The following is a 26,151-nucleotide window of genomic DNA, read 5'->3' as shown; positions in this document are numbered from 1 at the left end:
CCCTGTTGATCGCCCTACTGCCAGCACCGTAACTGCTGTTGCTGCAAGGCGCTTCTCAGGACTGCAAACGTCCCCGTACGGGGTCTTCGCCCGCCCGTCGCACGGCGAAGACCGTGGTGTCGTCCTCCAGGCGGCCGCCGCTGTGCAGCAGCACGCCGTCACGGACCCGGCGGACCAGGCGCCGTGGCTCGGCCCGCCCCGGGTCGGCCTCGACCGCCCGGGCCACTTCCCGGGCCAGCGGGTAGAACTCCCCGGTAGCGTCCCGCGCCTCGGTGACCCCGTCGGTCACGATGAGCAGGGTCTCCTCGGGCTCGAACGGCATCCGGTGCAGCGGCGGGCGCCCGAGCCCGAGGTCGCCGAACCCGAGCGGCAGGCCGTCGCCGCCGGGCAGGATGCGCACCCCGTGCGGTCCGACGGCGAGCGGGGGCTCGTGCCCGAAGTTGATCAGCTCGATCGTGTCCCGGGAGCCTGCGGGGAAGCAGAGCAGGACGGCGGTGGCGAAGCGGTCGCCGTCGTCCCGGCCGAGGGCGGTGGTGTGCCGTCGGTGCCGGACCATGCGCACCTCCAGCCGCTCGGCGACGGTCGCCAGGTCCGCCTCGTGGTAGCCGGCCTCCCGGAAGGTGCCGAGCAGCGCGGCCGCCGTCTCCACCGCGCCCAGGCCCTTGCCCTGCACGTCCCCGACGAGGACGCGGGTGCCGTGCGGGCCCGGCTGGATGTCGTAGAAGTCCCCGCCGACCTGGGCCTCGACGTCGGCGGCCAGGTAGACGCCCGCCTGCTCCAGGCCCGCCCAGATGGGCGGCAGCGGGCGCAGCACGGTACGCCGGGTGGTCTCGGCGATGTCCCGGATGTGCAGCATCTGCTGTTCCCTGCGCATCCGCACGGCGGAGGCCAGCACACCGAGGGCACCGCCGAGGGCGACCAGGACGAAGTCGCCGGCTCCGGCGCGGTACGCGTCCGGCCAGGAGTTGTCCACGACGAAGTACGTCACCAGCGACAGCACGGCGAAGGCGGCCGTCCCCCACGGCCCGCAGAGCGCGGCGGCGATGCCGGGGACCAGGACGATCCAGGAGACGATCCGGAACTGCTCGCTGGTGTTGATGTCCAGCAGCACGATGCCGACGAGCAGCAGCAGGGGCGGTACCCAGGCGATGCTCCGGCCACGGATCCGCAGCAACTGCCGCCGGAGCCGGTACTCCATGTCCGTCACGGCCGGGCAGCCCTTCATGTCCTCGGAGGAACTCAGCGAAACACGGGAACATGGGCGCCGCATCCGGGCACTGTTCACCCTGTCGGCCGACTTGCCAGGGCGTCCCCCCAGGTGTGCTCTGGTAGGCGGGGGCGAGGAGAGAGAGGAGTGCTCTCATGGCTCAAGCGGCACCGGCACCCGGCGTGATCCGGGGCGGTCGTACTCCCGACATCTTCAGCGAGCGCACGCACGCGGTGGCGAAGGTCGCCGTGCCCGTCGTGCTCGGGCTCATCTACGGGTACTGGGCCGCGGCCAACACCCGCTACGGCGGGCCCATCACCGGCTGGAACCTGCTGTTCGGCTTCGTGACGGCGATCGTGTTCGCGGCCGTCTGGATGGGCCTTGCGGCCCTGACCCCGCGGCTGCCGCGCGAGCTGCATGCGACGCTGTGGGGCGCCTTCACCGGCATCGCGGTCGGCTTCCTGTACAGCCTGAGCGGCCGCGGTCACTCCGTCCTGTCGTCGGCGGGCCTGGGCCTGGCGTTCGCCGTGGTCGTGGGCGGCGTGCTGTTCTACCGCTACTACACGCACGAGGACGCGGAGGGAAACCGCATCCGCTGAGCAGCCGAGTACGCAGCCGAGTACACGGGACGCGCGTGGGCCCCGGCCGGAGACCGGCCGGGGCCCACGCACTCCCCTGTAACTCCCTCCTCACCAGCACCAGGAAACACCCGTTCGGAGGAACCCTCCACCGGAGAGCGGAATGGAGGGCGGAGTGCCCTGCTCCGCCAGGTGGCGCGGCTGTTGGGCTTGACATTTCCCCCGAATGCAGTCGTACCGCTCGCCCGCCGGGCCCCGCGGGCCTTGCCTGGAAGCGTGCCGCCACGCCTCAGGAGTGCCCTGTCGGCCGTACTGATCGCCCTGTCCTGCCTCCTCGTGCCGTTCGGCGCGCTGGCGGCCTGGGCGTCGTACGGGCTCGCCGACACGGGCCGGTACGTCTCCACGATGGCCCCGCTCGCCGCCGACCCGGACGTGCGGGAAGCCGTGGCCAAGACGGTCGGGGACGGGATCCTGCGCGAGGTGGACCAGCGGATGGACGTGCGCGGGGTGCGCGGCTCGGTCGCCCCGTTCGTACACGACGCGGTGCGATCCTTCACCCAGACCCGCGCCTTCCGGCTGGCCTGGGACACCGGCAACCGGGTCACGCACGACGCGATCCTGCGCGCCCTGCGCGCGGAGGACCCGGCCGAGGAGGCGGGCGAGCGCCCGGTCACCGTGGACCTCGCCCCCGTCACCGCCCAGGTCAAGCAGCAGCTCACCGACGACCACATTCCGCTCGCCGCCCGCATCCCCGTGGAGCACACCGCGGTCCCCGTGCTCCAGGCGGGCGAGGTGGGCCGGCTCAGGAAGGGATTCCACGTGCTCGAAGTCGCCGGTTTCTGGCTCCCTGTCGCGGCCGTCGTCTTCGCCGTCGCCGGGATCGCCCTGGCCGTCCACCGCCGCCGCGCCGTCGCGGCGACGGCGCTGGGCACGGCCCTGGGCGGCGCCCTCCTCATCCTCGCCCTCACCATCGGCCGCACCCTCACCCTCGCCGGCCTCCCCGCCGACGTCCCCCACCCCGCAGCGGCCGCGATCTACGACGCCCTGACCGCCACCCTGCGCACCACGTCCTGGCTCCTACTGATCCTGGGCCTCACAGTGGCCCTCACCGCCTGGCTGACCCGCCGCCTACACCTCCCCCGCCCCTCCCACCACCCCCACGAGGACCCCACACCCCCCACCCCGACCCAGCCCCCGACCCCAACCCGAGCCAGAGCCTGAGCCCACCGCAAGCCGCCGACGGCGAGGAAGCCCTACGGGGGCCACCCGCACCCGACAACGAAACCAGCAGGGGCGGTGCGGGTGGGAACCCAATCCCCGCCGAAGGCGAAGCCGAGGCGGAACCGCAGCTCCAGCCGGAGGCAACCGCGGCTACCCCCGCGCAACCCCCGCAAGCACCCGCAACGCCCACACCAGCTCCCCCTCCGGCACCGACGCCAGCCCGATCCGCACAGCGTCCGGCGTACGACTCGGATCCACGGAGAACGCCGTACCCGGAGTCACCGCGATCCCCCGCGCCCGCGCAGCCGCCGTGAACGTGTCCGCCCGCCACCCCCCGGGCAACTCCCACCACGCGAAGTACCCCGCCGGATCAGCCCGCACGGCAAACCCCGACAACTCCTCCGCAACCACCCGCTGCCGCCGCCCCGCATCCCCCCGCTTCGCCTCGACCAACCGCGCCACACTTCCGTCCCCGATCCACCGCACAGCCGCCTCCAGCGCGAAGCACCCCGCACTCCACCCCCCGGACCGAACGGCCCGCGCCACCGCCTCCACCCGCCCGCCCGGTACGACGACGAACCCGACCGTGAGCCCCGGCGCCACCCGCTTGGACAGCCCGTCGACGACGTGCACGAGCCCCGGCGCAAGATCCGCGAGCGCGGGTTCGCCGCCAGGGTGCAGAAAGGACCAGATCCGGTCCTCCACGACCGGTATCCCCAGGCTGTGGACGACCTCGGCCAGCCGCACCCGCCGCTCCGCACTCAGGGTCAGCGAGGTCGGATTGTGCAACGTCGGCTGAAGGTAGAGCGCGGACAGCGGCGCGGCGCGATGAACCGCCGCGACGGACTCCGCCAGCAGCCCCTCCGCATCCGCCGCAAGCGGGACCAGAGTGACACCGAGCCGCCCCGCGATCTCCTTGACCAGCGGATACGTCAACGGTTCGACACCGACCCGCCCACCCGGCCGCACCAGCGAGGCGAGTGTCGCGGCGATGGCCTGCCGGGCGTTGCCGGTGAAGAGGATCCCGTCGGGGTCGGGCCGTAGACCACCACCGGCCAGCAACCCCGCCACCGCCTCCCGCGCCGCCGCGGTACCGGCGGCCGGGGCGGGCCGCATCGCCTCGGCCAGCGCGTCCGGCCGCAACAGGGACGCGAGCGCGGGGGCCAGCAACTCCGCCTGGCCGGGCGCGGAGGGGTAGTTGAGCTCCAGGTTCACGGGCGCGCCCCCCGCCGCCTCGGTCAGCGCGCGCCCCGGCTGCGCGTCCGGCGCCGTGGCCCGGACGAACGTACCGCGCCCGACCTCGCCCACCACCAGCCCACGGCGGACCAGCTCGGCGTACACCCGCCCGGCCGTCGACGCGGCGATCCCGTGCCGCCGGGCGAACGCCCGCTGCGGCGGCAGCCGCTGCCCCGGCCGGAGCCGGCCGCCGCCGATGTCGCCCGCGATCCGGTCGGCAATACGCCGGTAGTCGTCCACAAGTCCCCCCCCTGCCGTCATGGGCCCCCCGCCGCCACAAGTCCCCTTGCCGCACCGGCACATCACATTGCACCGAGGGCAAAGATTTTATTGCACCGAGGAGTTGGGGGGACCTAGGGTCGATCACATGCCACCCTTCCTCTCATACGAGGACAAAAACCCCGGAGTCTCCTCCCGGGTCCCCCTCGTCCTCGTCCACGGCCACCCCTTCGACCGCACCATGTGGACCCCGCAGCTGGCCGCGTTCTCCGCCGGCCGCCGGGTGATCGCCCCCGACCTGCGCGGCTACGGCTCCTCCCCCGTGCCCCCCGGCACCGTCCCGCTCGCCCGCCACGCCCAGGACATCGAGGAACTGCTGGACTTCCTGGGAGTGGACTCCTTCGTGCTCGCCGGGCTGTCCATGGGCGGCCAGATCGCCATGGAGTGCTACGACCGCCTCGGCGACCGCGTCCGGGGCCTGGTCCTCGCCGACACCTTCCCCGACCCCGAGACGCCCGAGGGCAGGCGGGGCCGCAGAGCCATGGCCGACCGGCTGCTCGCCGAGGGCATGGGCGGCTACGCCGACGAGGTCCTGGAGAAGATGGTCGCCCCGTACGCCGCCCCCGAGGTCAAGGCCCACGTCCACCGCATGATGACGGCCACCGCCCCCGAGGGCGCCGCCGCCTCCCTGCGCGGCCGCGCCGAACGCCCCGACTACCGGCCCCTGTTGACCAGGGTGACCGTGCCCGCGCTGGTCGTCGTGGGCGCCGACGACACGTACACCCCGGTGGCGGACGCGGAGGCGATGCACACGGCACTGCCCGACTCCGTACTGCACGTCGTCGCGGGCGCGGCCCACATGCCGAACCTGGAACGGGCCGAGGAGTTCAACGAGGTGTTGGAGAAATTCCTGACCGAGGTCGACTCGCGCTCGTAGTCTCGGGGAGTGACACAAGGTTCTGGGCGCGGACTCGGTTCCTGGTCGGCCGGGCTGCTCCTCGCCGGGGTCAGCGTGGTCGTCGGCTGTCGCGTGGCCGGCACCGACGGCATCACGCCCGTGCCGCAGCTGCTCGCCTTCCTGCCCTGGCTGCTCGTGCCGACCGGCGTCGCCCTGCTGTGTGCGCTGCTCGCCCGCTGGTGGCCGGGGCTGGTGTGGGGAGTCGTCGTACTGGGGCTGCTGGCCTGGTACCTGGAGCCGTACGGGAAGACCACGCAACCCGCCGGCCCGCCCCTCGCCGCCCTGCGCGTGCTGACCTCGAACGTCGAGTTCGGGCGCGCCACCCCCGCCCTGGTCCCGCAGATCCGCCGCCTCCGCCCCGACCTGGTCTTCGTCGAGGAGTGCGAGTACACCTGCCAGGCCACGCTGGAACGGGACTTCGCCCGCGCCTACCCGCACCGGCAAGCCGTGGCCGCGGGCGGCTCGCACGGCTCGCTCATCCTCAGCCGCTTCCCGCTGAAGGGCACGGCCGGCGTCCGCGGCACGATGGGCATGCCCGGCGCCGTGGCCGACGTACGCGGCCACGCCGTCCGCGTGCAGCTCGCCCACCCCATGCCCCCGCTCGCCCGCCAGGTGGGCCTCTGGCAGCGGGAACTGGGCCGGCTGCGCGCCTTCGCGGCCGCCGACCCGCACACGCCCACGATCCTCGCGGGCGACTTCAACGCCTCCCAGGACCACGCGGCCTTCCGTCGCGTCCTGGACGCCGGCCTGACCGACGCCGCCCGCCTCGCCGGCCACGACCGCACCCCCAGCTGGCCCGCCCGCACGTCCTCCGTCATCGGCGCCCAGATCGACCACGTCCTGCTGTCCACCCCGGACTTCTCCGCGACCGACGCCCGCTTCCTGCGCCTGACCGGCACCGACCACCGCGCACTCGTCGTCGACATCACGCTCCACCAGCGCAGATGACCCCGGACGGGCCGGATTGAAGCGGTCATAATGGGCGCATGTCCCGCGAGTTCCCCATCGGCCTCACCCCTCCCGACTGGCTGGTCCGGAACCTCCAACCCCACCCGGCACCCCTCAACCGGTCCGCGATGGCCCGGGCCGCACTCGCGATGTCACTCCCCCTGGCGATCGGACTCGCGGCCGGACAGCCGACGTACGGCGCGCTCGCCTCCATGGGCGCCCTGTCCGGCGTCATCAGCGACACCGCCGACGCCTACCGCATGCGCATCCTCAACATCGCGGTCCCCCAGCTCTTCGGCGCGGTGGGCGTCACCGTGGGCTCCCTGGTGTACGGCCACGGGTGGTACGCGGTGGCCGCCGTCACCGGCATCGCCCTGCTGTCCGGAATGATCTCGACGATCGGCGCGGTGTCCTCCGTGTCGGGACTGCTGCTGCTCCTGAACACCGTGATCGGCGCCGGACTTCCGCTCCCGGGCCCCTGGTGGCTGCCCGCGGCCCTGATGGCCGGCGGCGGCCTGCTCGTCCTCGCCCTGGCGCTGCTCGCCTGGCCACTGCGGGCCGGAGTGCCGGAGCGCGAGTCGGTGGGGGCCGCGTACCGCAAGGTGGCCGACCTGCTGGCAGCCTGCGCCGACCCGGACCGCTACACCACCATCCGCGTCGAGGTCACCCAGTCCCTCAACCAGGCCTACGACCTCATCCTCGCCCACCGCGCCCGCCACCACGGCCGCGGCCGCGAACTCACCCGCCTCCTGGCCCAGTTGAACGCGATCACGCCCGTGGTCGAGGCGGCCCCCGCCGTCCACCTGGCCGGCCGCCCGCTCCCGCCGGAGGTCCCGGAGGCGGTCCGTCACCTGGCCGAGGCCATCGAGACCGGCTACACCGGCCCGATAGCCCTGCCGCACCTCCCCACCCCCACCACGGAGACGGCCCGGGCCGTCGACCACGCCCTGCGGCACACGGCCGAGGTCGTCACGACCCCCGACGTGGACCCCCGGGGAATCGACGACCGCCTGGGCCGCCCCGCCACCCTGAGCATCCGCACGGCCCGCGCGGCCCGCAACGTGGTCCTCTCCGCGAACTCCTGGCGCTACGGCCTGCGCCTCGCGCTGTGCATCGGCATCGCGCAGGCCCTGGTCTCCCTCATCCCCGTCCCGCGCTCCTACTGGGTGGCCCTGACGATCACCTTCGTCCTCAAGCCCGACTTCGGCTCGGTGTTCTCACGGGCCCTGCTGCGGGCGCTGGGCACGGTGGCGGGCCTGGTGATCGCGGCGGCGGTACTGGCGGAGGTACCCCCCGGCTGGTGGGACGTCCCCGTCATGCTCGTCCTCGCCCCTCTCATCCCCGCCCTCACCCCCCGCGGCTACGGCTACCAAACAGCAGTAATCACCCCGGTCATCCTCCTCCTCTCGAACATCCTGAACCACAAGGGCACGGCCCTCCTGCTCCCCCGCCTCCTGGACTCCCTCATGGGCTGCGCGATCGCCCTGATCGCCGGGTACCTCCTGTGGCCGGAGAGCTGGCACACCCGGGTCGGCGACCGCCTGGCGGACGCCGTCGCGAACACGGCGGTCTACGTCGACGCGGCGTTCGGCGCGGAGACCGACCCTGCCGCCCGCGCCCGCATGCGCCGCCGCCTCTACCGCGACCTCTCGACCATCCGCACGGAGTTCCAGCGGGCCCTGACGGAACCCCCGCCGACCGGCCGCCGCGCGGCCGCCTGGTGGCCCTTGGTGGTCGCGGTCGAACGCATCGTCGACGCGACGACAGCGGCCCGAGTCCGGGTAAAACACGGAGCGCGACCGCCATCCACGGGGGAGATCTCCCAAGTTGTCCTACAGCTGAGGGAATTGTCCGACGGAGTACGAGAAGCGGAAACCCTGGTGGCCGTCCGCACGGACCTCACGGGCCCGCCGGGGAGCGTCCTGGAACCCCTCCGTCAGGAAGTGGCTGCGGCGAGGGCGATCGCGTCGCCACACTGACACGTGGTCGAGACTCGGCTGAGACTCGCCCCTCCCCAAGATTGCAATCCCAGGCCGCTAACCTTACGTGTCCGTCCTGGCCAGGGATTGACGGGCATCAACTCACGCGAAGGGTTGCGCACATGGGCATTCTCACTCTCCTGCGGAACGCATTCGGCCGGTCACGCAAAGCGCGTGCCGCCGAAGCAGAGGGTGGTGCGGAACAGGTTCCTTCGCAGGAACAGCACCAGGAGCCGGCACCAATCCCGTCCCCGGCAACCGAGCCGACCCCCACCCCGACCCCCGAGATCCCCGAGCCCCGCTCCGCCTCACCGGACGAGCACGACCTGGTATCGGCAGCCTTCGACCACGTATCGGTCCCCCAGCCGTCGGAGCCGGTGGCTGAGCCGGTGGCCGAGGCCGAGCCGGTGACGGAACCGGTGGCCGAGATCGAGACCGAGCCTGCGACTGAGCCGGTCGCCGAGGCTGAGCCGGTGGTGGAGCCGGTGGCCGACGTCGAGCCCGAGCTGGTAGCGGAGCCCGTCGCCGAGGCCGAGCCCGCGCCGGTTGCGGAGCCCGAGCCGGTGGCAGAGGTCTCTCCGGAGCCGGAGCCGGAGCCCGAGGCCGAGGCTGTGGCTGAGCCGGTCGCCGAGGTCGAGACGGTTGCGGAGCCGGTAGCCGAGGCAGAGCCGGCCGCCGAGGTCGGGACCGAGCCGGTGACGGAGCCCGCCGCCGAGGCCGAGCCTGTGGTGGAGCCGGTGGCCGACGTCGAGCCTGTGGTGGAGCCGGTCGCAGAGGCAGAACCGGTGACGGAGCCCGAGCCGGCGGCTGAGATCGAGACCGAGTCGGCGGCTGAGCCGGTGGCCGAGGCCGAGCCAGTGACGGAACCTGTCGCCGAGCCCGAGCCGGCAGCGGAGCCCGTCGCCGAGGCCGAGCCCGCGCCGGTTGCGGAGCCCGAGCCGGTGGCAGAGGTCTCTCCGGAGCCGGAGCCGCTGGCAGCCGAAGGCGAAGCCGAGGCGAAGGCCGCGAACGACGAACCGCAGGCCGCCGACGGCGAGGACACCCCGCAGGGGCCACCCGCAGTCGACAACGAAACCCGCACGGGTGGTGCGGGTGGGAACGAGACCGCCGAAGGCGAAGCCGAGGCGGAACCGCAGCCCCAGCCGGAGGCAACCCTCACCCGAGTCAAGTCCAGCACCCCCTCCCTCACCACCGCCTACAAGGCAGCCAGCACCACCCTCGAGAAGACCGGCCTCACCGGCACCCGAGCGAAGCTCTACCTCGTGCTCGACCGCTCCGCGAGCATGCGCCCGTACTACAAGGACGGCTCCGCCCAGGCCCTCGCCGACCAGACCCTCGCCCTCGCGGCCCACCTCGACCCCGAGGCCACGGTCCACGTCGTCTTCTTCTCCACGGAGGTCGACGGCACCACCGACCTCACCCTCACCCCGGACCACGAGACCAAGATCGACGACGTCCACGCCACCCTCGGCCGCATGGGCCGTACCAGCTACCACGCCGCCGTGGAAGCCGTACTCACCCACCACGAGAAGTCCGCGGACACCACCCCCGCCTTGGTGATCTTCCAGACGGACGGCGCCCCTGACGCGAAGACCCCCGCCACTCAGTCCCTCACCGAGGCCGCGAAGAACCACCCCTCCGTGTTCTTCTCCTTCGTCGCCTTCGGCGAGCACGACAACAAGGCCTTCGACTACCTCCGCAAACTGAAGACCGACAACACGTCCTTCTTCCACGCGGGCCCGACCCCGCGCGAGCTGACGGACACGGAGCTGTACGAGGGCGTACTGGCGAACTGGCGCCCGTAGCCACCCACAACAGGTCATAACAGGCCGTAACAACCCATAACTCTCCGCACCCCCATGCCGCCCGCTTCTCACCCCGTAAAACGGGAAGCGGGCGGCATACACACGTCGGCTACGATTTCAAGGTTCGAACCCGCAGAAACAGCAGCGACAGCGACCTGGGAGCAGCCACGATGGCTCGACACCTCATCACCAGCGCCCTTCCCTACATCAACGGGATCAAGCACCTGGGCAACATGGTGGGGTCCATGCTCCCGGCGGACGTGTACTCCCGGTACCTCCGCCAGCGCGGCCACGACGTCCTGTACATCTGCGCGACCGACGAGCACGGCACCCCCGCCGAGCTGGCCGCCAAGGAGCAGGGCCTCCCGGTCGACGCGTTCTGCGCCCAGGCGCACGACGCGCAGAAGGCGGTCTACGACGGCTTCGCGCTGGCCTTCGACTACTTCGGCCGCAGCTCCAGCGCCGAGAACCGCGACATCACGCAGCACTTCGCCCGCAAGCTGAACGAGAACGGCTTCATCGAAGAGCGCGCGATCCGCCAGGTGTACTCGCCCACCGACGGCCGCTTCCTCCCGGACCGCTACGTCGAGGGCACCTGCCCCCACTGCGGCTACGACAAGGCCCGCGGCGACCAGTGCGAGAACTGCACCCGCGTCCTGGACCCGACGGACCTGATCAACCCGCGCTCGGCGATCTCGGGCTCCACGGACCTGGAGGTCCGCGAGACCAAGCACCTCTTCCTCCTCCAGTCCAAGCTGGAGAACGAGGTCCGCGAGTGGGTCGCCCGGCACGACAAGGACTGGCCGCAGCTGGCCTCCTCCATCGCCCACAAGTGGCTGACCGAGGGCCTGCACGACCGCGCGATCACCCGTGACCTGGACTGGGGCGTCCCGGTCCCGGCGGACACCTGGCCGGAGCTGGCGGCCGAGGGCAAGGTCTTCTACGTCTGGTTCGACGCCCCGATCGAGTACCTGGGCGCGACCAAGGAGTGGGCCGACCAGGACCCGGAGAACCGCGACTGGAAGTCCTGGTGGTACGACGTCGACACCGACGTCCGCTACACGCAGTTCATGGCCAAGGACAACGTCCCGTTCCACACGGTGATGTTCCCGGCCACCGAGCTGGGCGTGCGCGAGCCCTGGAAGAAGGTCGACTTCGTCAAGGCCTTCAACTGGCTGACGTACTACGGCGGCAAGTTCTCCACCTCGCAGAAGCGGGGCGTCTTCACCGACCAGGCCCTGGAGATCCTCCCCGCCGACTACTGGCGCTACTTCCTGATCGCCAACGCGCCCGAGTCCGACGACTCGTCCTTCACCTGGGAGCACTTCACGGCCACGGTGAACAAGGACCTGGCCGACACCCTCGGCAACTTCGTCAACCGCGTCCTGTCCTTCTCCCGCAAGCGCTTCGGCGACGACGTCCCCGCGGGCGGCGAGCCGGGCGAGGCGGAGACGCGGCTCGGCGAGGAGATCGCGCGCCTGCTCGCGGAGTACGAGGAGCACATGGAGGCCCTCCAGTTCCGCAAGGCGGCCGCCGCGCTGCGCGCCCTGTGGTCGGCCGGCAACTCCTACCTGGAGGAGAAGGCCCCCTGGCTGGAGATCAAGACCGACAAGGACGGCGCGGCCCTCACCCTGCGCACGGCGATGAACCTCATCCACCTCTACTCGGTGGTCTCCGAGCCCTTCATCCCGGCGACGGCGAAGACCATGCGCGAGGCGTTCTCCCTGGCGGACGACACCGTGGCCTGGGTCACCCCGGAGTCGGCGAAGTCCCTCACCTCCGTCCCGGCCGGCACCCCCTTCACGGTCCCGCCGGTCCTGTTCGCCAAGCTGACGGACGAGGACCTGGAGACGTACAAGGAGCGCTTCGGCGGTCAGGAGGCCTGATCCCGGCCACGCCTGCACCACCGCGGCAGAGGACGTGCTCGCCCGCCGGCACCGCTGGCACGGCGAGCACGGCCGTCAGCGAGAAGGGCGCTCGGGCACCGTGCGCGATCGACGGGTGCCTAGTGGCGCCAGGCGCCACCCCGGATGATCTACAGTTCCTGCGGCGGGCAGTTGACCTCGCGCAGACACATGACTCAGGGGTGGGGATTGATCACTTCAATACCAGCAGCTGCTCCGCAGCGGCACAGACACTCGGCTGCGCGGCGCACGGCCGCCGCGGCGGCGGCTGGGGCCATGAGCCTGGTGGGCGTTGCACTCATGGCGCCGACAGCGCACGCGGCCGACAGTGACATCTCGTTCTCGAACGTTGTATTCAACAACGGCAAGCCCATCGTCGTCGGCATCAGCGATGAGGTCGAGGCTCCGTTGACGTACACGGTGAAGAGCAACGTGTCGCTCGACAGCTGGTGGGTTGAGGCGTACCGCACCAACGGGACCACCAGGTACATGCTTGACAACTCCACGACCCGGTGGAGCTGTGGCCAATCCTCCGCGGGCGGCTACACCTTCCGCGACTGCGACGAGACGATGACCATCGACCCCGACAACATGCCGGGCGGCAATGGCAACAAACTCGTCAACAGTGACGCCACCGACTGGAATTCCCTCGGCACGGCCATCAAGAAGGGCGGCGGTTACGACACCGACCTGCTCTCCGCCACGGTCCGCCTCCAGCGTGCCTCGCGCATCCGGAACATGAACGCCTCCCCGAAGCCCGTCACCAAGGGCAAGCCGATCACCGTCACCGGCACCGTGCAGCGGGCCAACTGGAGTCTGCACCGCTACGACAACTACGGCGGCCGACTGGTGAAGCTGCAGTTCAAGCCCGCCGGTTCCAGCACCTACACCACGGTCAAGTCGGTAACCGCCAGTAGTACCGGCTATCTGAAGACCACGGTGACCGCTTCCCAGGACGGCACATGGCGCTGGCGCTACAGCGGCAACACCACGACCGGCGCCAGCAACTCCTCTGGTGACTATGTAGACGTGAACTAAGTCTCCTGGGCGCCCTCAACCAGCGTCTCGGTCGCCGCGCCCAACCGCGTAGCGAGGCCCCGCTCCGGCGGGGCCTTCAGCACGCCGGGACACGATGCCACCCCTGCCCGACTGGCATGCCGACCACCGGGCGCTCCCCGCTCTCGTGTGAACTTCCAACGGCCCGGGCCACGGTCAGGGCGGCGCCGAGGAAGTACACCACCAGCCCGATCCCGGCCAGCACCCCGACGAACGGCACGAACAGCCCCACCACCAGTCCCACGGCGCCGGCGGCCTTGGCCACCCCCAGCAGGGTCCACCACCCCCGCGGCACCCGGTAGTCGGTGAGCGCCTGCACGATCCACGGCGCCCGCAGGAGCAGCACGGTCCCGGAGAACCCGGCCATCAGCGCGGCGAGCAGGGTGACGACGATGTGGGCGGTACGCATGAGAGGCTCCCAACGAGCGATCACTGAGTGATGGACACCCCTCTGACCCGCGTCGTCGCGCGTGTGTGACAGGAAGCCAGAAAAATCTTCCCGTGAACATTCCCGAACCCCACCACCGGCTCCTCGCGGACGTCGTCTCCGTCGGCAGCCCCCACGTTCTCGTGCTCGCCGGCGGTTACGCCCTTCAGGCGCACGGACTGCTGGAGCGGCCGCATGCCAACCTCGACTTCGCCACCGAGAGCGCCGAGGCCATGGACCGGATCGCCGGTGCCGTCGGCGCGGCGCTGGAGGCGCGGGGGCGGCAGGTGCGGGCCGGGGCCGCCACCGCGCTCACCGCGCAGCTGACCGTCACGGACCCGCCGACCGGTGAGCCGTGCGTGCTCGTGCTGCACAAGGAGGTCTGCTGGCAGCCCCCTGAGCTGACCGAGTACGGCCCGGCCCTCTCCCTGGAGGACGCCGTCGGTACGAAGATCCGTGCCCTGTACGACCGGGGTGCGGCCGTCGACCTGATCGACGCGCAGGCCGCGGCGACCCGCTTCTCCCTCCCCGACCTGGAGGAACTGGGCCGCCGGCACGCCCTCGACCCCTTCGACCTGCCCACCCTCCAGTCCCGCCTCACCGGCACGGACTTCTACTCCACCGCTGACTTCATGAGGTACGGCTTGGACGAAGGGGCCGTCACCGCCCTGCGCGCCTGGGCCCAGCACTGGTCGGACGACATCGCCGAGCGGCTGCTGGAGGACGGCGCCTCACCCGACACGGAGAACGGCATGGAGGATGAGCAGGGCGGTGACGGCTGACGTGGGCGTCAGCTGCCGTTGTTCGTCCCGTCCGGCGCCACACCCAGGGTGAGCTGGCCGCGCACGCCCCGCGCGATGTGCTTCTTGTCGTACTTCAGATACAGCAGGCCGCCCGCGTGGCCGTTGCCCGGGTAGATCGTGTCGTCGTCGAGGGTGGTGCGGGTCGTGGTGTTGGTGGAGTACGGCTCCACGTCCTCCGTCAGCAGCACCGCCTTCTCGGCGAAGAACAGCTGGCCGGTGTGGCAGGTGCGGCCGCCCTCGTAGCCGGCGTCGGTCCACGTCCCGTCGACGTGCACCTTGACGTGGATGTGCACGCAGCGGCCCTGGTACCAGCCGGGGAAGACCGTCCGGAAGGTGACGTGGCCGTGCTTGTCCGTGCGCCAGGTGCCGCGCAGGTAGCGCTCGTCGTCGGTGGGCTCCTGGTGTCCGCCGCCCCCGGGACCGCCCGAGGGAGGCGCACCCGTAGGCGTACCGGTCGGGGTGCCCGTCGGCGCCGGGCCGCCGCCCCCGCCACCGCTGCCCATCGCCTCGTACCCGGAGTAGATGCCCAGGGCGTTGCAGTGCCAGATGTCGACCGCCGCGTCCCGCAGCGGCTTGCAGGTCTCCGCGTCGATCACCTTGAGCGTGAGCGCGAGGGGGATGCCCTCCTCGTCCTCGGTGACGTCCTGCCGGATCTTGTCGGCGTCGATGTAGTACGGGCCCTCGACCAGCTCGGAGGTCAGCGTGTAGCACGTGTCCTCCGCGGCCTCCTCCTGCGCGGAGGCGCCCGCGGCGAAGGCGCCGCCGACCCCCACCGCCGTCACGGCCACGCCGCCGGCCGCCAGCACCGCACGGCGCGTCAACTGTCGTTTGTCCTGGGATTCCTGAGTCTCCGTCATGGCCAGGACCGTAGAAGCCGGGGGCCGCGCGGGAACATCGGAGAGAGCTGTGAATCGAGGTGCGCAGGGGAAAGGGCTCGAAACCGATGCCGGTCTCGAGCCCTTTCCGCCCTGCTTGTGCCTTACTTCGGCTGCGGCTTCCTGATGTTCAGGTGCAGCTCCCGCAGGCGGGTCTCGTCCAGCTCGGTCGGGGCGCCCATCATCAGGTCCTGGGCGTTGCCGTTGAGCGGGAAGGCGATCGTCTCGCGAATGTTGGGCTCGTCGGCCAACAACATCACAATGCGGTCGACGCCCGGCGCGATGCCACCGTGCGGCGGGGCGCCGAAGCGGAAGGCGCGGAGCATGCCCGCGAACTTCTCCTCGACGGTGTCCCGGTCGTAGCCCGCGATCTCGAAGGCCTTGAGCATGATCTCCGGCTCGTGGTTCCGGATCGCGCCGGAGGACAGCTCGACGCCGTTGCAGACGATGTCGTACTGCCAGCCCAGGATGTCCAGCGGGTCCTGGGTCTCCAGGGCCTCCAGGCCACCCTGCGGCATCGAGAAGGGGTTGTGGGAGAAGTCGATCCCGCCGGTCTCGTCGTCCTTCTCGTACATCGGGAAGTCGACGATCCAGCAGAAGCGGAAGACGCCCTCCTCGAAGTGGCCGGCGCGCCGGGCCGCCTCGACGCGGACCGCGCCCATGATCTTGGAGACCTCGTCGAACTCGCCCGCGCCGAAGAAGACCGCGTGGCCGGGGGCCAGCGACAGACGCTTGGTCAGCTCCGCGACGTTGCCCTCGGTCAGGAACTTCGCGATCGGGCCGGACAGCGAGCCGTCCTCGGCCACACGCACCCAGGCCAGACCCTTGGCGCCCTGCTCGACCGCGTACTCACCGAGCTGGTCGAAGAACTTGCGGGGCTGGGCGGAGACGTCCGGCACCGGCAGCGCACGCACGTGCTTGCCCGCGAACGCCTTGAACTCCGAGCCCTCGAAGACGTCGGTGATGTCCACCAGTTCCAGCTTGGCGCGCAGGTCCGGCTTGTCGGAGCCGTACTTCAGCATCGCCTCGCGGAACGGGATGCGCGGGAAGGGAGAGGTGACGTGACGGCCGCCTCCGAACTCCTCGAAGAGTTCCGTCATCAGCTTCTCGACCGGCTGGAAGATGTCCTCCTGCTCGACGAAGGACATCTCGATGTCGAGCTGGTAGAACTCGCCCGGCGAGCGGTCGGCGCGGGCGTCCTCGTCGCGGAAGCAGGGCGCGATCTGGAAGTAGCGGTCGAAGCCGGAGATCATCAGCAGCTGCTTGAACTGCTGCGGGGCCTGCGGCAGCGCGTAGAACCTGCCCGGGTGCACACGGGAGGGGACCACGTAGTCGCGGGCGCCCTCGGGGGAGGTGGCGGACAGGATCGGCGTCGCCATCTCGTTGAAGCCCATCGCGGCCATCTTGTGCCGCATCGCGGAGATGACGGCCGTACGCAGCATGATGTTGCGGTGCATGCGCTCGCGCCGCAGGTCCAGGAAGCGGTACTCCAGGCGCCGCTCCTCGTTGACCCCGTCCTCGGCGTTGATCGTGAAGGGCAGCGGGGCGGCCGCGCCCAGGACCTCGACCTCGGTGACCTCGACCTCGATCTCGCCGGTGGGCAGGTCGGAGTTCACGTTCTCGGTTCCACGTGAAACAACGGCACCGTCGACGCGGACGACCGTCTCCTTGGAGAGCTTGTCCAGCGCCTCGTAGGCGGGCGTGCCGGGACGGGCCACCAGCTGCGTGATGCCGTGGTGGTCGCGCAGATCGATGAAGAGGATGCCGCCCAGGTCGCGCCGATTGTGCAGCCAGCCACTCAGCCGGACGTCGGTGCCGACGTCAGAGGCGCGGAGCTGGCCGCAGGTGTGGGACCTGTACCGATGCATCGTCGTTCATCGTCCTTCGTGGTGGGGTGATGAGTGCCGGGGCTGCCGCTCCGGCGGTAGCCGGACACGGGGCCCGGACCCATCAAGGGTACCGGCCAGGCCAAGATCGGCTCCCCACCATTTCCCGCGCAGGCCCGGCATCGACTCCAGGCCCTCGGCGACACCTCCAACAGCGCCGCTGCCCCATCGGATCTTCCTACAGTGGCACTACCCGACGACCCGGTTCACGCTGCAGCCCGGCGAGACCATGATGATCTGCACCGACGGGCTGATCGAGACCGGCGGGCACGACATGGACAGCGGCTGGCGGCGCATCCGCGCGATCCTGGAGGACCACCGCGGCGACATGGAGTCGCTGGCCGACGCGCTGGTGCAGGGCGTGCACGGGCCGTCCTCGCACCACACCACTGCGCCACTGACAGCAGCGTGCACGACTGGGCCTCGGGCGAGCAGGTGGACTCCGCGGTGCTGCTGGTCTCCGAGATGGTCACCAACGTCCTCGTCCACACCGACGCCGACTCGCTGCTGCTCGCCGAGGTCACCGGGGAGCCGGGCGGGCGCCGGCTGCGGGTGGAGGTCACGGACGCCGGCGACGACCTCCCGCACCGGCGCCACCCGGGCGAGCTGGCCTCCTCCGGCCGCGGCCTGCTCCTGATCGAACTGCTCGCCCACGCGTGGGGAGTGGACCCTCGGGGGGAGGGCAAGAGCATCTGGTTCGAGCTCTACGAGTCCGACGGCGCGGGCGCTCCGTAACGCGTGCGCAGTTCGTGGACGACGGCGAAGGCGGCGGCGGTCAGAGGCACCGCGAGGAGCATGCCGAGGATGCCCGCGACGGACGCGCCGGCGGTGATCGCCAGCATCACCACCGCGGGATGCATCTGCACGGTCCGGCTCTGGATCACCGGCTGGAGCACATGCCCCTCCAGCACCTGCACCGCGACCACGACTCCGAGCGCCCACAGCGCGATGACGAAGCCGCGGTCGGCGAGGGCGACCAGCACGGAGATGGCACCCGAGAGGAAGGCGCCCAGGTAGGGGATGTAGGCGGTGACGAAGACGAGAGCGGCGAGGCCGACCGCGCCGGGCACGCGCAGGATCAGCAGGCCGATACCGATGAGGGTCGCGTCGATGAGGGCGATGACGGTGGTGCCGCGCATGAACCCCTCGACGGCCTCGTAGGCCCGGCGCGCCATGGCCTCCAGGGTGTCGGCGGTGTTCCCGGGCGCGACCGCCCGCAGGTTGTCGACGACACGGTGGGAGTCGCGCAGGAAGAAGAAGACGAGCAGCAGCGCGAGAACGGCCATGGCGAGGCTCTCGCCGACGACGCTGACCCCACTGATGACGTTGGAGGCCGCCGTCCCGCCGAACTTGCTGAGCAGCTTGCGCGAGTTGGTGGCGAGGTCGTCGAGCCCGGTCCCCGCGGCTCCGAAGTGCTGCGCCACGGACCTGGCGGCCTGGCGGAGGGAGGCGATGATCTGGTCGCCGGTGTCGATGAGCGCGGCGACGACGATGTAGACGGCGCCACCGACGACGGCCACGACGGCCACGCAGGTCACCCCGGCCGCGAGCGACCGCTGCACCCCCGCGGCCACGAGTCTGCGGTGCAGAGGCCCGAGCAGGGCGGACCCGAGCAGGGCGAGCAGCACCGGGGTCACCGCGGTCCTGAACTCCCCGCACAGCCGCACCCCGACCCACCCGACGCCGGCGACGAGCAGCAGCACGACGCACCAGGCGGCGAGCCGGCGAACGGGCTCGGGCAGCAACGACACGCATCCAGCGGATCATGGGCGGCCATTGCTGTCCTGCCGCGGGACTCCGGGCGGGTGAGGCCGGCCGGGAGAGCCGCGGCAGACATGGGCCGGGGGTCCAGGGGCCTGAGCCTCCTGGACCCCCGGGGCATGGCCCCTGGCGGGTCAGCCCTGCGGGCCGGTCTCCGACATGCCGTGGACGGCCGGGATCGTGCCCAGGCGGCCCTTCTGGAAGTCCTCGAAGGCCTGCATCAGCTCGTCCTTGGTGTTCATGACGAACGGACCGTAGTGAGCCATGGGCTCACGGATCGGCCGGCCGCCGAGGAGGACGACCTCGAGGTCCGGGGTGTGCGAGTCCTGCTTCTCGTCCGCGCGGACGGTCAGCGAGGAGCCGGTGCCGAACACCGCGGTCTGGCCCAGGTGGACCGGGCGGCGGTCGGCGCCGACCGAGCCACGGCCCGCCATGACGTACGCGAGGCCGTTGAAGTCCTCGCGCCAGGGCAGGGTGATCTCGGCGCCCGGGGCGAGGGTCGCGTGGATCATCGTGATCGGGGTGTGGGTGATGCCGGGGCCCTGGTGGCCGTCCAGCTCGCCCGCGATGACGCGCAGCAGCGCGCCGCCGTCGGGGGACGTCAGCAGCTGGACGTTGCCGCCGCGGATGTCCTGGTAGCGCGGGGCCATCATCTTGTCCTTGGCCGGGAGGTTCACCCACAGCTGCAGACCGTGGAAGAGACCGCCGGACATGACCAGCGACTCCGGCGGGGCCTCGATGTGCAGGAGGCCCGAGCCCGCGGTCATCCACTGCGTGTCGCCGTTGGTGATCGTGCCGCCACCGCCGTTGGAGTCCTGGTGGTCGAAGACCCCGTCGATGATGTAGGTGACGGTTTCGAAGCCGCGGTGGGGGTGCCACGGGGTTCCCTTGGGCTCGCCCGGCGCGTACTCCACCTCGCCCATCTGGTCCATCATGATGAACGGGTCGAGGTGGCGGTAGTTGATCCCGGCGAACGCCCGGCGCACCGGGAAACCCTCGCCCTCGAACCCGCTCGGCGCGGTCGTGACGGCCAGCACGGGGCGTGCCACGGCGTCGGCCGGCGCGCTCACGCGGGGCAGCGTCAGCGGGTTCTCGACGGTTACTGCAGGCATGTCGGTACCTCCTTGTGCGCCCACTTTAGTTGAGCGTTGAACTTTCTGCCACCCACAACAGCGAAGGCCCGGAGGGCATTCCCTCCGGGCCTTCGCATCGCCCCCAGGGGGCTAGTTGCTGAAGTACAGGTACTTCCACGAGCCGTACGTCGTGGAGTTCACGGAGTCACCGGACGAGCCGTTGACGTACACCGAGCGCATCCGGGCCCGGATGCCCGACTGGCCGGGCGCCCCGAGCTGGACGGCCGACTTCCCGTTCGTACCGAGCGGGAAGTACTGCGAGTCCCCCGGGTGCCACGCGCCCTGGTAGTAGACCTGGAGGTCGAAGCGCTGGTTGCGGCCCGGGTAGTAGCTCATCGTCGTGGTGAGCAGGGGGTCGGTGCTCTTGTGGAACCAGTAGTACTTCGTCGAGCCGATCTTGGCCGTCTTGTAGTGCCTGGAGACGGCGGTGGAGATCTTGACCCGGGCGTACGCCGTGACCTTCGCGGTCTTCGGCTTGTAGCGGGAGTCGCCCGAGAAGACCGCGGTGACGGTGGTGTCGCGGGTCATGTGCACCGTCGCACTGATGTTGCCGCTGGAGTTGACCGCCCCCTTCGTGATCAGCTTCTTCGGCTTGTCGCCGCCGAAGGGGTCCGCCCAGATCTCGACCGTACGGTTCTTGTAGGTCGTCCCGAGGTGCGCCGTGAACTTGACGTCGGTGCCGTAGTTGTACAGCTTGCCGTTGTTGTTCAAGGTCAGCGTCGTCGCGGCGCGGGAGACCGCGACCTTGTCGGAGGCGGTGGCCGACGTGTGCTCGGCGTCGCCCGCGTACGTGACCTTGTAGGTGACCGTGCCGCCGGCCGGCGGGGTGTCCGTGAAGGAGTAGGTGCCGTCCGCCTTCACCGTGACGGCGGGCAGCGCCTTGCCGCTCGGGCTGTCCAGGTCGGTGCGGGTGACCGCGAGCTTCGCGCCCGTCGGGAGCGGCACGTTCGCCGTGATCCTGCCCTTGACCGTGAGCTGCTTGGCTCGGGTCGCGGAGGCGGGCGCGTCGACCGTGAGGGCCGGCACGCTGAGCGTCGGGCCGGTGAACGCCTTGAGGGTGTAGGTGCCGTTCGTGCCGGACAGGGCGAACAGCCGCGAGGAGTCGGGGGCCCACGCCACCTCGCCGATGGTGGACGTCCCCGTGTCGAAGCGACGCACAGGCGTGTCGGCACCCTGCTTGTAGACATTCACATGACGGTCGAAGGCCTGGGCGACCAGACCGCTCGGCGAGACGTCGGCGGACCAGCCCATCTCCGTCAGGCGCCCGGCCTCCGTGAAGGTCCCGTTGGCGTACGAAAGCTTCTGCGAGCCGTTGAACAGCACCTGGGAGCCGCCGGGTACGAGGTCGACGTCGGCGGAGTAGTTCCCGCCGTCGTTCTTGGCGACCAGCTGCGGGGTGGCTCCGGAGACGTCGAGCACGTTCAGCGCGCCCGGGCTGTCGCCGCTGTCGGCGAAGGACAGCAGACCGGGCACGGACGGGTCGGCGTCGAGGATCCCCGCGTTGTAGTACGGGGCGACCGTGTCCGGGAGCTGTCCGAGAGCCACCGCGGCGGCCGCGTCGGTGGCGGCGGGGTCGATGGAACCCAGGTTGCCGTGGAAGGAGCCGTGCTCGTCCGTCGTCCGGTACGAGAACCAGAGCCGTCCGCCCGCGAAGGCGACCTCGCGCACATCGGCGCCGGCGCCGATGTCATAGCGGGTCCTGACCTGCAGGGTGGCCGCGTCGAGGGCCACGATCTCGTGGCTGGTGGGCAGGGCCGCGTACAGGGTGAGGCCGTCGCCGGAGAGCGCGAGGTCACTGGGGCGGCCGAAGCCGACGTTCACGCCGACCAGGGTTCCGCTGTAGTCGGTGGCCAGGATCCGTCCGTTGTCCTGGTCGGCGACGAAGACACGCTGGAGCGCGCCGTCCGTGACGAGCCCGACGGGCTGGGTGACGACTGCCGACTGGGCCGAGGCGGAGCCCGCCGCGGCAACGCTCAGCGCGACCGAGCCGAAGAGGACCGCGAGCGCCGTCGCGGCCGAAGTGCTGCGCATGCGCACAGTGATGAACCCCCACGAAAGAACCCGGGATCACCGGGAGACGAGAGCGCCGCGCGACGCCCGGACGCGACCGCGGAGAGCGGTTGCGCGCGGGGCGCGGCTGCCTGAGGGCACCCTATGGCATGACTGTGACAAACGAGGGAGCGTATTTCCGCCGGACCGCCGGACCGCCGGACCGGCGGTCAGCCGCCTGCGAAGCAGTGGCCTCTAGCCGTACATGCGCCGCATCGCGAAGTCGACCATCTGCTCCACGGCCTTGGCGTCGAACACCATCCGGTGCTCGCCCTCCATGTCCAGGACGAAGCCGTACCCGGTCGGCAGCAGGTCGATCACCTCGGCGCCCGTGATCACGAAGTACTTGGACTCCTTGCCCGCGTACCGGCGCAGCTCCTTGAGCGAGGTGAACATCGGGATCACCGGCTGCTGGGTGTTGTGCAGGGCCAGGAAGCCGGGGGTGTCACCGCGCGGGCAGTACACCTTCGACGTGGCGAAGACCTGCTGGAAGTCCTCTGCGGACACCTGCCCGGTGGTGAACGCGCGCACCGCGTCCGCGAGCGAGGGCGGGGAAGGCTCGGGGTACAGCGGCGGCTGCTGGCCGTAGCCGCCGACACCGCCCGGCATCTGCTGCTGCGGCTGGGCGTACCCCTGCTGGGCACCCAGGTTCTGGTCGTAGCCGTACATAGGCCAAAGCGTACTGAGTCACAGATGACCGGTTCGGGGTTGCTTCTTATTACCGACGGGTAGCATCATCGTAGCTACTTGTTGGTACGTGAACGATGCGAGGAGTCAGTGCCTCGCCGAGTCCTATACGGAGCCGTCACCATGGGGCACTACAAGTCCAATCTCCGCGACATCGAGTTCAACCTCTTCGAAGTACTCGGCCGCGACAAGCTGTACGGCACCGGTCCCTTCGAGGAGATGGACACCGAGACCGCCAAGAGCGTGCTCGAGGAGCTGACCCGCCTCGCCGAGAACGAGCTGGCCGAGTCCTTCGCGGACGCCGACCGCAACCCGCCGGTCTTCGACCCCGAGACGAACACCGCGCCGGTCCCGGCGTCCTTCAAGAAGAGCTACAAGGCCTTCATGGACTCCGAGTACTGGCGTCTGGGCCTGCCCGAGGGGATCGGCGGCACGACGGCTCCCCCGTCCCTGATCTGGGCCTACGCGGAGCTGATCCTCGGCTCGAACCCGGCCGTGTGGATGTACTCCTCCGGCCCGGCGTTCGCCGGCATCCTCTTCGACGAGGGCAACGAGGTCCAGAAGAAGATCGCCCAGATCGCCGTCGAGCGGACCTGGGGCTCCACCATGGTGCTCACCGAGCCCGACGCGGGCTCGGACGTCGGCGCCGGCCGTACCAAGGCGATCCAGCAGGAGGACGGCTCCTGGCACATCGAGGGCGTGAAGCGCTTCATCACCTCCGGTGAGCACGACATGGAGGAGAACATCCTCCACTACGTGCTGGCGCGTCCCGAGGGCGCCGGCCCGGGCACCAAGGGCCTGTCCCTCTTCCTCGTCCCGAAGTACCTCTTCGACTTCGAGACCGGCGAGCTGGGCGAGCGCAACGGCGTCTACGCCACCAACGTCGAGCACAAGATGGGCCTGAAGGCCTCCAACACCTGCGAGATGACCTTCGGCGACCAGCACCCCGCCAAGGGCTGGCTGATCGGCGACAAGCACGACGGCATCCGCCAGATGTTCCGCATCATCGAGTTCGCCCGCATGATGGTCGGCACGAAGGCGATCTCCACGCTGTCCACGGGCTACCTGAACGCGCTGGAGTACGCCAAGGAGCGCGTCCAGGGTCCCGACCTCGCGCAGTTCATGGACAAGGCCGCGCCCAAGGTCACCATCACGCACCACCCGGACGTGCGCCGCTCGCTGATGACGCAGAAGGCGTACGCGGAGGGCATGCGCGCCCTCGTCCTCTACACCGCCTCGGTCCAGGACACGATCGCGATCAAGGAGGCGAACGGCGAGGACGCGAAGTCCGAGCACGCGCTCAACGACCTGCTCCTGCCGATCGTGAAGGGCTACGGCTCCGAGAAGGGCTACGAGCAGCTCGCCCAGTCGCTGCAGACCTTCGGCGGCTCCGGCTTCCTGCAGGAGTACCCGATCGAGCAGTACATCCGCGACGCCAAGATCGACACCCTGTACGAGGGCACCACGGCGATCCAGGGCCAGGACTTCTTCTTCCGGAAGATCGTCCGCAACCAGGGCGCGGCCCTGAACTCGCTCGCCGAGGACATCAAGAAGTTCCTGGCGCTCGGCACCGGCGGCGAGGAGCTGGCGGGCGCCCGCGAGCACCTCGCGAAGGCGGCCGTGGAGCTGGAGGCGATCGTCGGCCTGATGCTGACCGACCTCGCGGCCACCGAGCAGGACGTCAAGAACATCTACAAGGTGGGCCTGAACACCACCCGCCTGCTGCTGGCCTCCGGTGACGTGATCGTCGGCTACCTGCTGCTCAAGGGCGCCGCGATCGCCGCCGAGAAGCTCCAGACGGCCTCCTCGAAGGACAAGGCGTTCTACACGGGCAAGATCGCGGCGGCGAAGTTCTTCGCGGCCAACGTCCTGCCGGGCGTCACCCTGGCCCGCAAGATCTCGGAGAAGGTCGACCTGGACCTGATGGAGCTGGACGAGGACGCGTTCTAACCTGGCGAAGCACCCGCTCCGCACCCACTGATCGCCTGCGTGGGCCCGCTCCCGTACCGGGGGCGGGCCCACGCACGTCGTTAAGGTAAGCCCATGAGCGCACCAGCCCGCTTCGACCGCGGCCACACCGACGACCTGATGTCCTTCCTGGCGGCGAGCCCATCGCCGTACCACGCCGTGGCGAACACCGCCGAGCGGCTGGAGAAGGCGGGCTTCAGGCAGGTCGCCGAGACGGACGCCTGGGACGGGTCGAGCGGCGGCAGGTACGTGCTGCGCGGCGGGGCGATCGTCGCCTGGTACGTCCCCGAGGGTGCCCAGCCGCACACGCCGTTCCGGATCATCGGCGCGCACACCGACTCGCCCAACCTCAGGGTCAAGCCGCAGCCGGACACCGGGGCGCACGGCTGGCGCCAGGTCGCGGTGGAGATCTACGGCGGCCCGCTGCTGAACTCCTGGCTCGACCGTGACCTGGGCCTGGCCGGGCGGCTGACCCTGCGCGACGGCAGCACGGTCCTGGTCAACGTGGACCGGCCGCTGCTGCGGGTGCCCCAACTCGCCATCCACCTGGACCGTTCGGTGTCCTCGGAGGGCCTCAAGCTGGACAAGCAGCGCCATCTGCAGCCGGTGTGGGGGCTCGGCGACGACCTGCGCGACGGCGAGCTGATCGCCTTCCTGGAGGCGGAGGCGGGTCTCACGGCGGGCTCGGTGGCCGGCTGGGACCTGATGACGCACTCGGTGGAGCCTCCCGCCTACCTCGGCCGGGACCGCGAGCTGGTCGCCGGTCCCCGGATGGACAACCTGCTGTCGGTGCACGCGGGCGCGGCCGCCCTGACCTCCGCCGCGACCTCCGGCGCCCCGCTCACCCACATCCCCGTGCTGGCCGCCTTCGACCACGAGGAGAACGGCTCGCAGTCGGACACCGGCGCGGACGGCCCGCTGCTCGGCACCGTGCTGGAGCGCTCGGTGTTCGCGCGCGGCGGCTCGTACGAGGACCGGGCCCGCTCCTTCGCCGGCACGGTCTGTCTGTCCTCCGACACGGGCCACGCCGTCCACCCCAACTACGCGGAGCGGCACGACCCGACGCACCACCCCCGGGTCAACGGCGGCCCGATCCTCAAGGTCAACGTCAACAACCGCTACGCCACGGACGGTTCGGGCCGGGCGGTGTTCGCCGTGGCCTGCGAGAAGGCGGGCGTGCCGCTGCAGACCTTCGTCTCCAACAACTCGATGCCCTGCGGCACCACGATCGGCCCGATCACCGCGGCCCGGCACGGCATCCGCACCGTCGACATCGGCGTGGCGATCCTGTCGATGCACAGCGTGCGCGAACTGTGCGGCGCCGACGACCCGTTCCTGCTGGCGAACGCGCTGACGGCGTTCCTGGAGGACTGAGTCCCACCGCCCGTTCCCCCTGCGAAACCGTTATTTTTGAACCCGTTCAAACATGGTTGCCGCAACGTACGATGCGC

Annotated in this window: 20 protein-coding genes and 1 pseudogene; 12 read left to right on the top strand and 9 right to left on the bottom strand. The window is 70.7% G+C overall.

Annotation, left to right across the window (positions count from 1 at the left end; all coding sequences use genetic code 11):
• Positions 1-55: 55 nt before the first annotated feature.
• On the bottom strand, positions 56-1,198 hold the full coding sequence (locus ACFYZZ_RS23940; RefSeq protein WP_389179787.1) for a PP2C family protein-serine/threonine phosphatase: 1,143 nt from the start codon (positions 1,196-1,198) through the stop codon (positions 56-58).
• 164 nt (positions 1,199-1,362) lie between these two features.
• Between ACFYZZ_RS23940 and ACFYZZ_RS23935 the strand changes: the two genes are divergently transcribed.
• Positions 1,363-1,806, top strand: coding sequence for a hypothetical protein (locus ACFYZZ_RS23935; RefSeq protein WP_389179344.1), 444 nt, complete (start codon positions 1,363-1,365; stop codon positions 1,804-1,806).
• 255 nt (positions 1,807-2,061) lie between these two features.
• Positions 2,062-3,006, top strand: coding sequence for a hypothetical protein (locus ACFYZZ_RS23930; RefSeq protein ID WP_389179341.1), 945 nt, complete (start codon positions 2,062-2,064; stop codon positions 3,004-3,006).
• A gap of 150 nt (positions 3,007-3,156) precedes the next feature.
• On the opposite strand, the gene ACFYZZ_RS23925 is transcribed toward ACFYZZ_RS23930, so the two are convergent.
• On the bottom strand, positions 3,157-4,482 hold the full coding sequence (locus ACFYZZ_RS23925) for a PLP-dependent aminotransferase family protein (protein WP_389179784.1): 1,326 nt from the start codon (positions 4,480-4,482) through the stop codon (positions 3,157-3,159).
• Between the two features lie 127 nt (positions 4,483-4,609).
• Here ACFYZZ_RS23925 and ACFYZZ_RS23920 point away from each other — a divergent pair, with 127 nt between their 5' ends.
• The 6 genes from ACFYZZ_RS23920 (at position 4,610) to ACFYZZ_RS23895 (ending at position 13,093) form a co-directional block, all read left to right on the top strand.
• Positions 4,610-5,398 carry an alpha/beta fold hydrolase gene (locus ACFYZZ_RS23920; RefSeq protein WP_389179338.1) on the top strand — a complete coding sequence of 263 codons (789 nt, stop codon included), beginning with the start codon at positions 4,610-4,612 and terminating at the stop codon, positions 5,396-5,398.
• Between the two features lie 9 nt (positions 5,399-5,407).
• Positions 5,408-6,367 carry an endonuclease/exonuclease/phosphatase family protein gene (locus ACFYZZ_RS23915; protein WP_389179335.1) on the top strand — a complete coding sequence of 320 codons (960 nt, stop codon included), beginning with the start codon at positions 5,408-5,410 and terminating at the stop codon, positions 6,365-6,367.
• A gap of 38 nt (positions 6,368-6,405) precedes the next feature.
• Positions 6,406-8,346, top strand: coding sequence for an FUSC family protein (locus ACFYZZ_RS23910; protein WP_389179333.1), 1,941 nt, complete (start codon positions 6,406-6,408; stop codon positions 8,344-8,346).
• Positions 8,347-8,468: 122 nt separating this feature from the next.
• A complete protein-coding gene (locus ACFYZZ_RS23905; protein ID WP_389179330.1) occupies positions 8,469-10,151 on the top strand; it encodes a VWA domain-containing protein in 1,683 nt (560 codons plus the stop codon).
• 170 nt (positions 10,152-10,321) lie between these two features.
• Positions 10,322-12,037 carry a methionine--tRNA ligase gene (gene metG / locus ACFYZZ_RS23900; protein ID WP_389179327.1) on the top strand — a complete coding sequence of 572 codons (1,716 nt, stop codon included), beginning with the start codon at positions 10,322-10,324 and terminating at the stop codon, positions 12,035-12,037.
• 318 nt (positions 12,038-12,355) lie between these two features.
• A complete protein-coding gene (locus ACFYZZ_RS23895; protein ID WP_389179324.1) occupies positions 12,356-13,093 on the top strand; it encodes a hypothetical protein in 738 nt (245 codons plus the stop codon).
• Positions 13,094-13,169: 76 nt separating this feature from the next.
• On the opposite strand, the gene ACFYZZ_RS23890 is transcribed toward ACFYZZ_RS23895, so the two are convergent.
• Positions 13,170-13,520, bottom strand: a complete 351-nt coding sequence (locus tag ACFYZZ_RS23890) for a DoxX family protein (protein ID WP_389179321.1) — start codon at positions 13,518-13,520, stop codon at positions 13,170-13,172.
• Positions 13,521-13,612: 92 nt separating this feature from the next.
• Here ACFYZZ_RS23890 and ACFYZZ_RS23885 point away from each other — a divergent pair, with 92 nt between their 5' ends.
• On the top strand, positions 13,613-14,320 hold the full coding sequence (locus tag ACFYZZ_RS23885) for a nucleotidyl transferase AbiEii/AbiGii toxin family protein (RefSeq protein WP_389179318.1): 708 nt from the start codon (positions 13,613-13,615) through the stop codon (positions 14,318-14,320).
• 8 nt (positions 14,321-14,328) lie between these two features.
• Here the strand turns inward: ACFYZZ_RS23885 and ACFYZZ_RS23880 are convergent, their stop codons facing one another.
• A complete protein-coding gene (locus tag ACFYZZ_RS23880) occupies positions 14,329-15,198 on the bottom strand; it encodes an intradiol ring-cleavage dioxygenase (RefSeq protein ID WP_389179315.1) in 870 nt (289 codons plus the stop codon).
• Between the two features lie 122 nt (positions 15,199-15,320).
• Positions 15,321-17,084 (bottom strand): aspartate--tRNA ligase, encoded by a 1,764-nt coding sequence (gene aspS / locus ACFYZZ_RS23875; protein ID WP_389179313.1) that lies wholly within the window; start codon positions 17,082-17,084, stop codon positions 15,321-15,323.
• Positions 17,085-17,160: 76 nt separating this feature from the next.
• Here aspS and ACFYZZ_RS23870 point away from each other — a divergent pair.
• Positions 17,161-17,837: pseudogene (locus ACFYZZ_RS23870) on the top strand (SpoIIE family protein phosphatase); the annotation flags it as partial.
• On the opposite strand, the gene ACFYZZ_RS23865 reads toward ACFYZZ_RS23870, so the two are convergent.
• The 4 genes from ACFYZZ_RS23865 to ACFYZZ_RS23850 form a co-directional block, all read right to left on the bottom strand.
• Positions 17,807-18,853, bottom strand: a complete 1,047-nt coding sequence (locus ACFYZZ_RS23865) for an AI-2E family transporter (RefSeq protein WP_389179310.1) — start codon at positions 18,851-18,853, stop codon at positions 17,807-17,809. The pseudogene ACFYZZ_RS23870 and the gene ACFYZZ_RS23865 sit on opposite strands and share 31 nt — an antisense overlap.
• A 144-nt stretch (positions 18,854-18,997) precedes the next feature.
• The gene (locus ACFYZZ_RS23860) at positions 18,998-19,975 is read right to left on the bottom strand and encodes a pirin family protein (RefSeq protein WP_386572790.1); all 978 of its coding nucleotides are present in this window, start codon (positions 19,973-19,975) and stop codon (positions 18,998-19,000) included.
• A gap of 111 nt (positions 19,976-20,086) precedes the next feature.
• Positions 20,087-22,027: an Ig-like domain repeat protein gene (locus ACFYZZ_RS23855; RefSeq protein WP_389179306.1), complete on the bottom strand. Its 1,941-nt coding sequence runs from the start codon at positions 22,025-22,027 to the stop codon at positions 20,087-20,089.
• A 213-nt stretch (positions 22,028-22,240) separates the two neighbouring features.
• Positions 22,241-22,714, bottom strand: a complete 474-nt coding sequence (locus ACFYZZ_RS23850; RefSeq protein ID WP_386572788.1) for an SseB family protein — start codon at positions 22,712-22,714, stop codon at positions 22,241-22,243.
• A 141-nt stretch (positions 22,715-22,855) separates the two neighbouring features.
• Between ACFYZZ_RS23850 and ACFYZZ_RS23845 the strand changes: the two genes are divergently transcribed.
• Together ACFYZZ_RS23845 and ACFYZZ_RS23840 are read left to right on the top strand one after the other, a co-directional pair.
• The gene (locus ACFYZZ_RS23845; protein WP_389179302.1) at positions 22,856-24,682 is read left to right on the top strand and encodes an acyl-CoA dehydrogenase; all 1,827 of its coding nucleotides are present in this window, start codon (positions 22,856-22,858) and stop codon (positions 24,680-24,682) included.
• A gap of 93 nt (positions 24,683-24,775) precedes the next feature.
• Positions 24,776-26,074 (top strand): M18 family aminopeptidase, encoded by a 1,299-nt coding sequence (locus tag ACFYZZ_RS23840; RefSeq protein ID WP_389179299.1) that lies wholly within the window; start codon positions 24,776-24,778, stop codon positions 26,072-26,074.
• Positions 26,075-26,151: the final 77 nt, after the last annotated feature.

Origin of the sequence: Streptomyces sp. NPDC001816 (assembly GCF_042892235.1) — a bacterium.
GTDB lineage: Bacteria > Actinomycetota > Actinomycetes > Streptomycetales > Streptomycetaceae > Streptomyces.
This window is presented reverse-complemented; position numbering and strand designations above follow the sequence as displayed.

Excerpts from the sequence above, each read along its gene's own strand:
- ACFYZZ_RS23905 (WP_389179330.1), top strand. The coding sequence starts at position 8,469 with ATGGGCATTCTCACTCTCCTGCGGAACGCATTCGGCCGGTCACGCAAA.
- ACFYZZ_RS23855 (WP_389179306.1), bottom strand. The coding sequence starts at position 22,027 with ATGCGCAGCACTTCGGCCGCGACGGCGCTCGCGGTCCTCTTCGGCTCG.
- ACFYZZ_RS23845 (WP_389179302.1), top strand. The coding sequence starts at position 22,856 with ATGGGGCACTACAAGTCCAATCTCCGCGACATCGAGTTCAACCTCTTC.
- ACFYZZ_RS23890 (WP_389179321.1), bottom strand. The coding sequence starts at position 13,520 with ATGCGTACCGCCCACATCGTCGTCACCCTGCTCGCCGCGCTGATGGCC.
- ACFYZZ_RS23860 (WP_386572790.1), bottom strand. The coding sequence starts at position 19,975 with ATGCCTGCAGTAACCGTCGAGAACCCGCTGACGCTGCCCCGCGTGAGC.
- ACFYZZ_RS23880 (WP_389179315.1), bottom strand. The coding sequence starts at position 15,198 with ATGACGGAGACTCAGGAATCCCAGGACAAACGACAGTTGACGCGCCGT.
- ACFYZZ_RS23895 (WP_389179324.1), top strand. The coding sequence starts at position 12,356 with ATGGCGCCGACAGCGCACGCGGCCGACAGTGACATCTCGTTCTCGAAC.
- ACFYZZ_RS23935 (WP_389179344.1), top strand. The coding sequence starts at position 1,363 with ATGGCTCAAGCGGCACCGGCACCCGGCGTGATCCGGGGCGGTCGTACT.
- ACFYZZ_RS23910 (WP_389179333.1), top strand. The coding sequence starts at position 6,406 with ATGTCCCGCGAGTTCCCCATCGGCCTCACCCCTCCCGACTGGCTGGTC.
- metG (WP_389179327.1), top strand. The coding sequence starts at position 10,322 with ATGGCTCGACACCTCATCACCAGCGCCCTTCCCTACATCAACGGGATC.
- aspS (WP_389179313.1), bottom strand. The coding sequence starts at position 17,084 with ATGCATCGGTACAGGTCCCACACCTGCGGCCAGCTCCGCGCCTCTGAC.
- ACFYZZ_RS23840 (WP_389179299.1), top strand. The coding sequence starts at position 24,776 with ATGAGCGCACCAGCCCGCTTCGACCGCGGCCACACCGACGACCTGATG.
- ACFYZZ_RS23940 (WP_389179787.1), bottom strand. The coding sequence starts at position 1,198 with ATGGAGTACCGGCTCCGGCGGCAGTTGCTGCGGATCCGTGGCCGGAGC.
- ACFYZZ_RS23920 (WP_389179338.1), top strand. The coding sequence starts at position 4,610 with ATGCCACCCTTCCTCTCATACGAGGACAAAAACCCCGGAGTCTCCTCC.
- ACFYZZ_RS23850 (WP_386572788.1), bottom strand. The coding sequence starts at position 22,714 with ATGTACGGCTACGACCAGAACCTGGGTGCCCAGCAGGGGTACGCCCAG.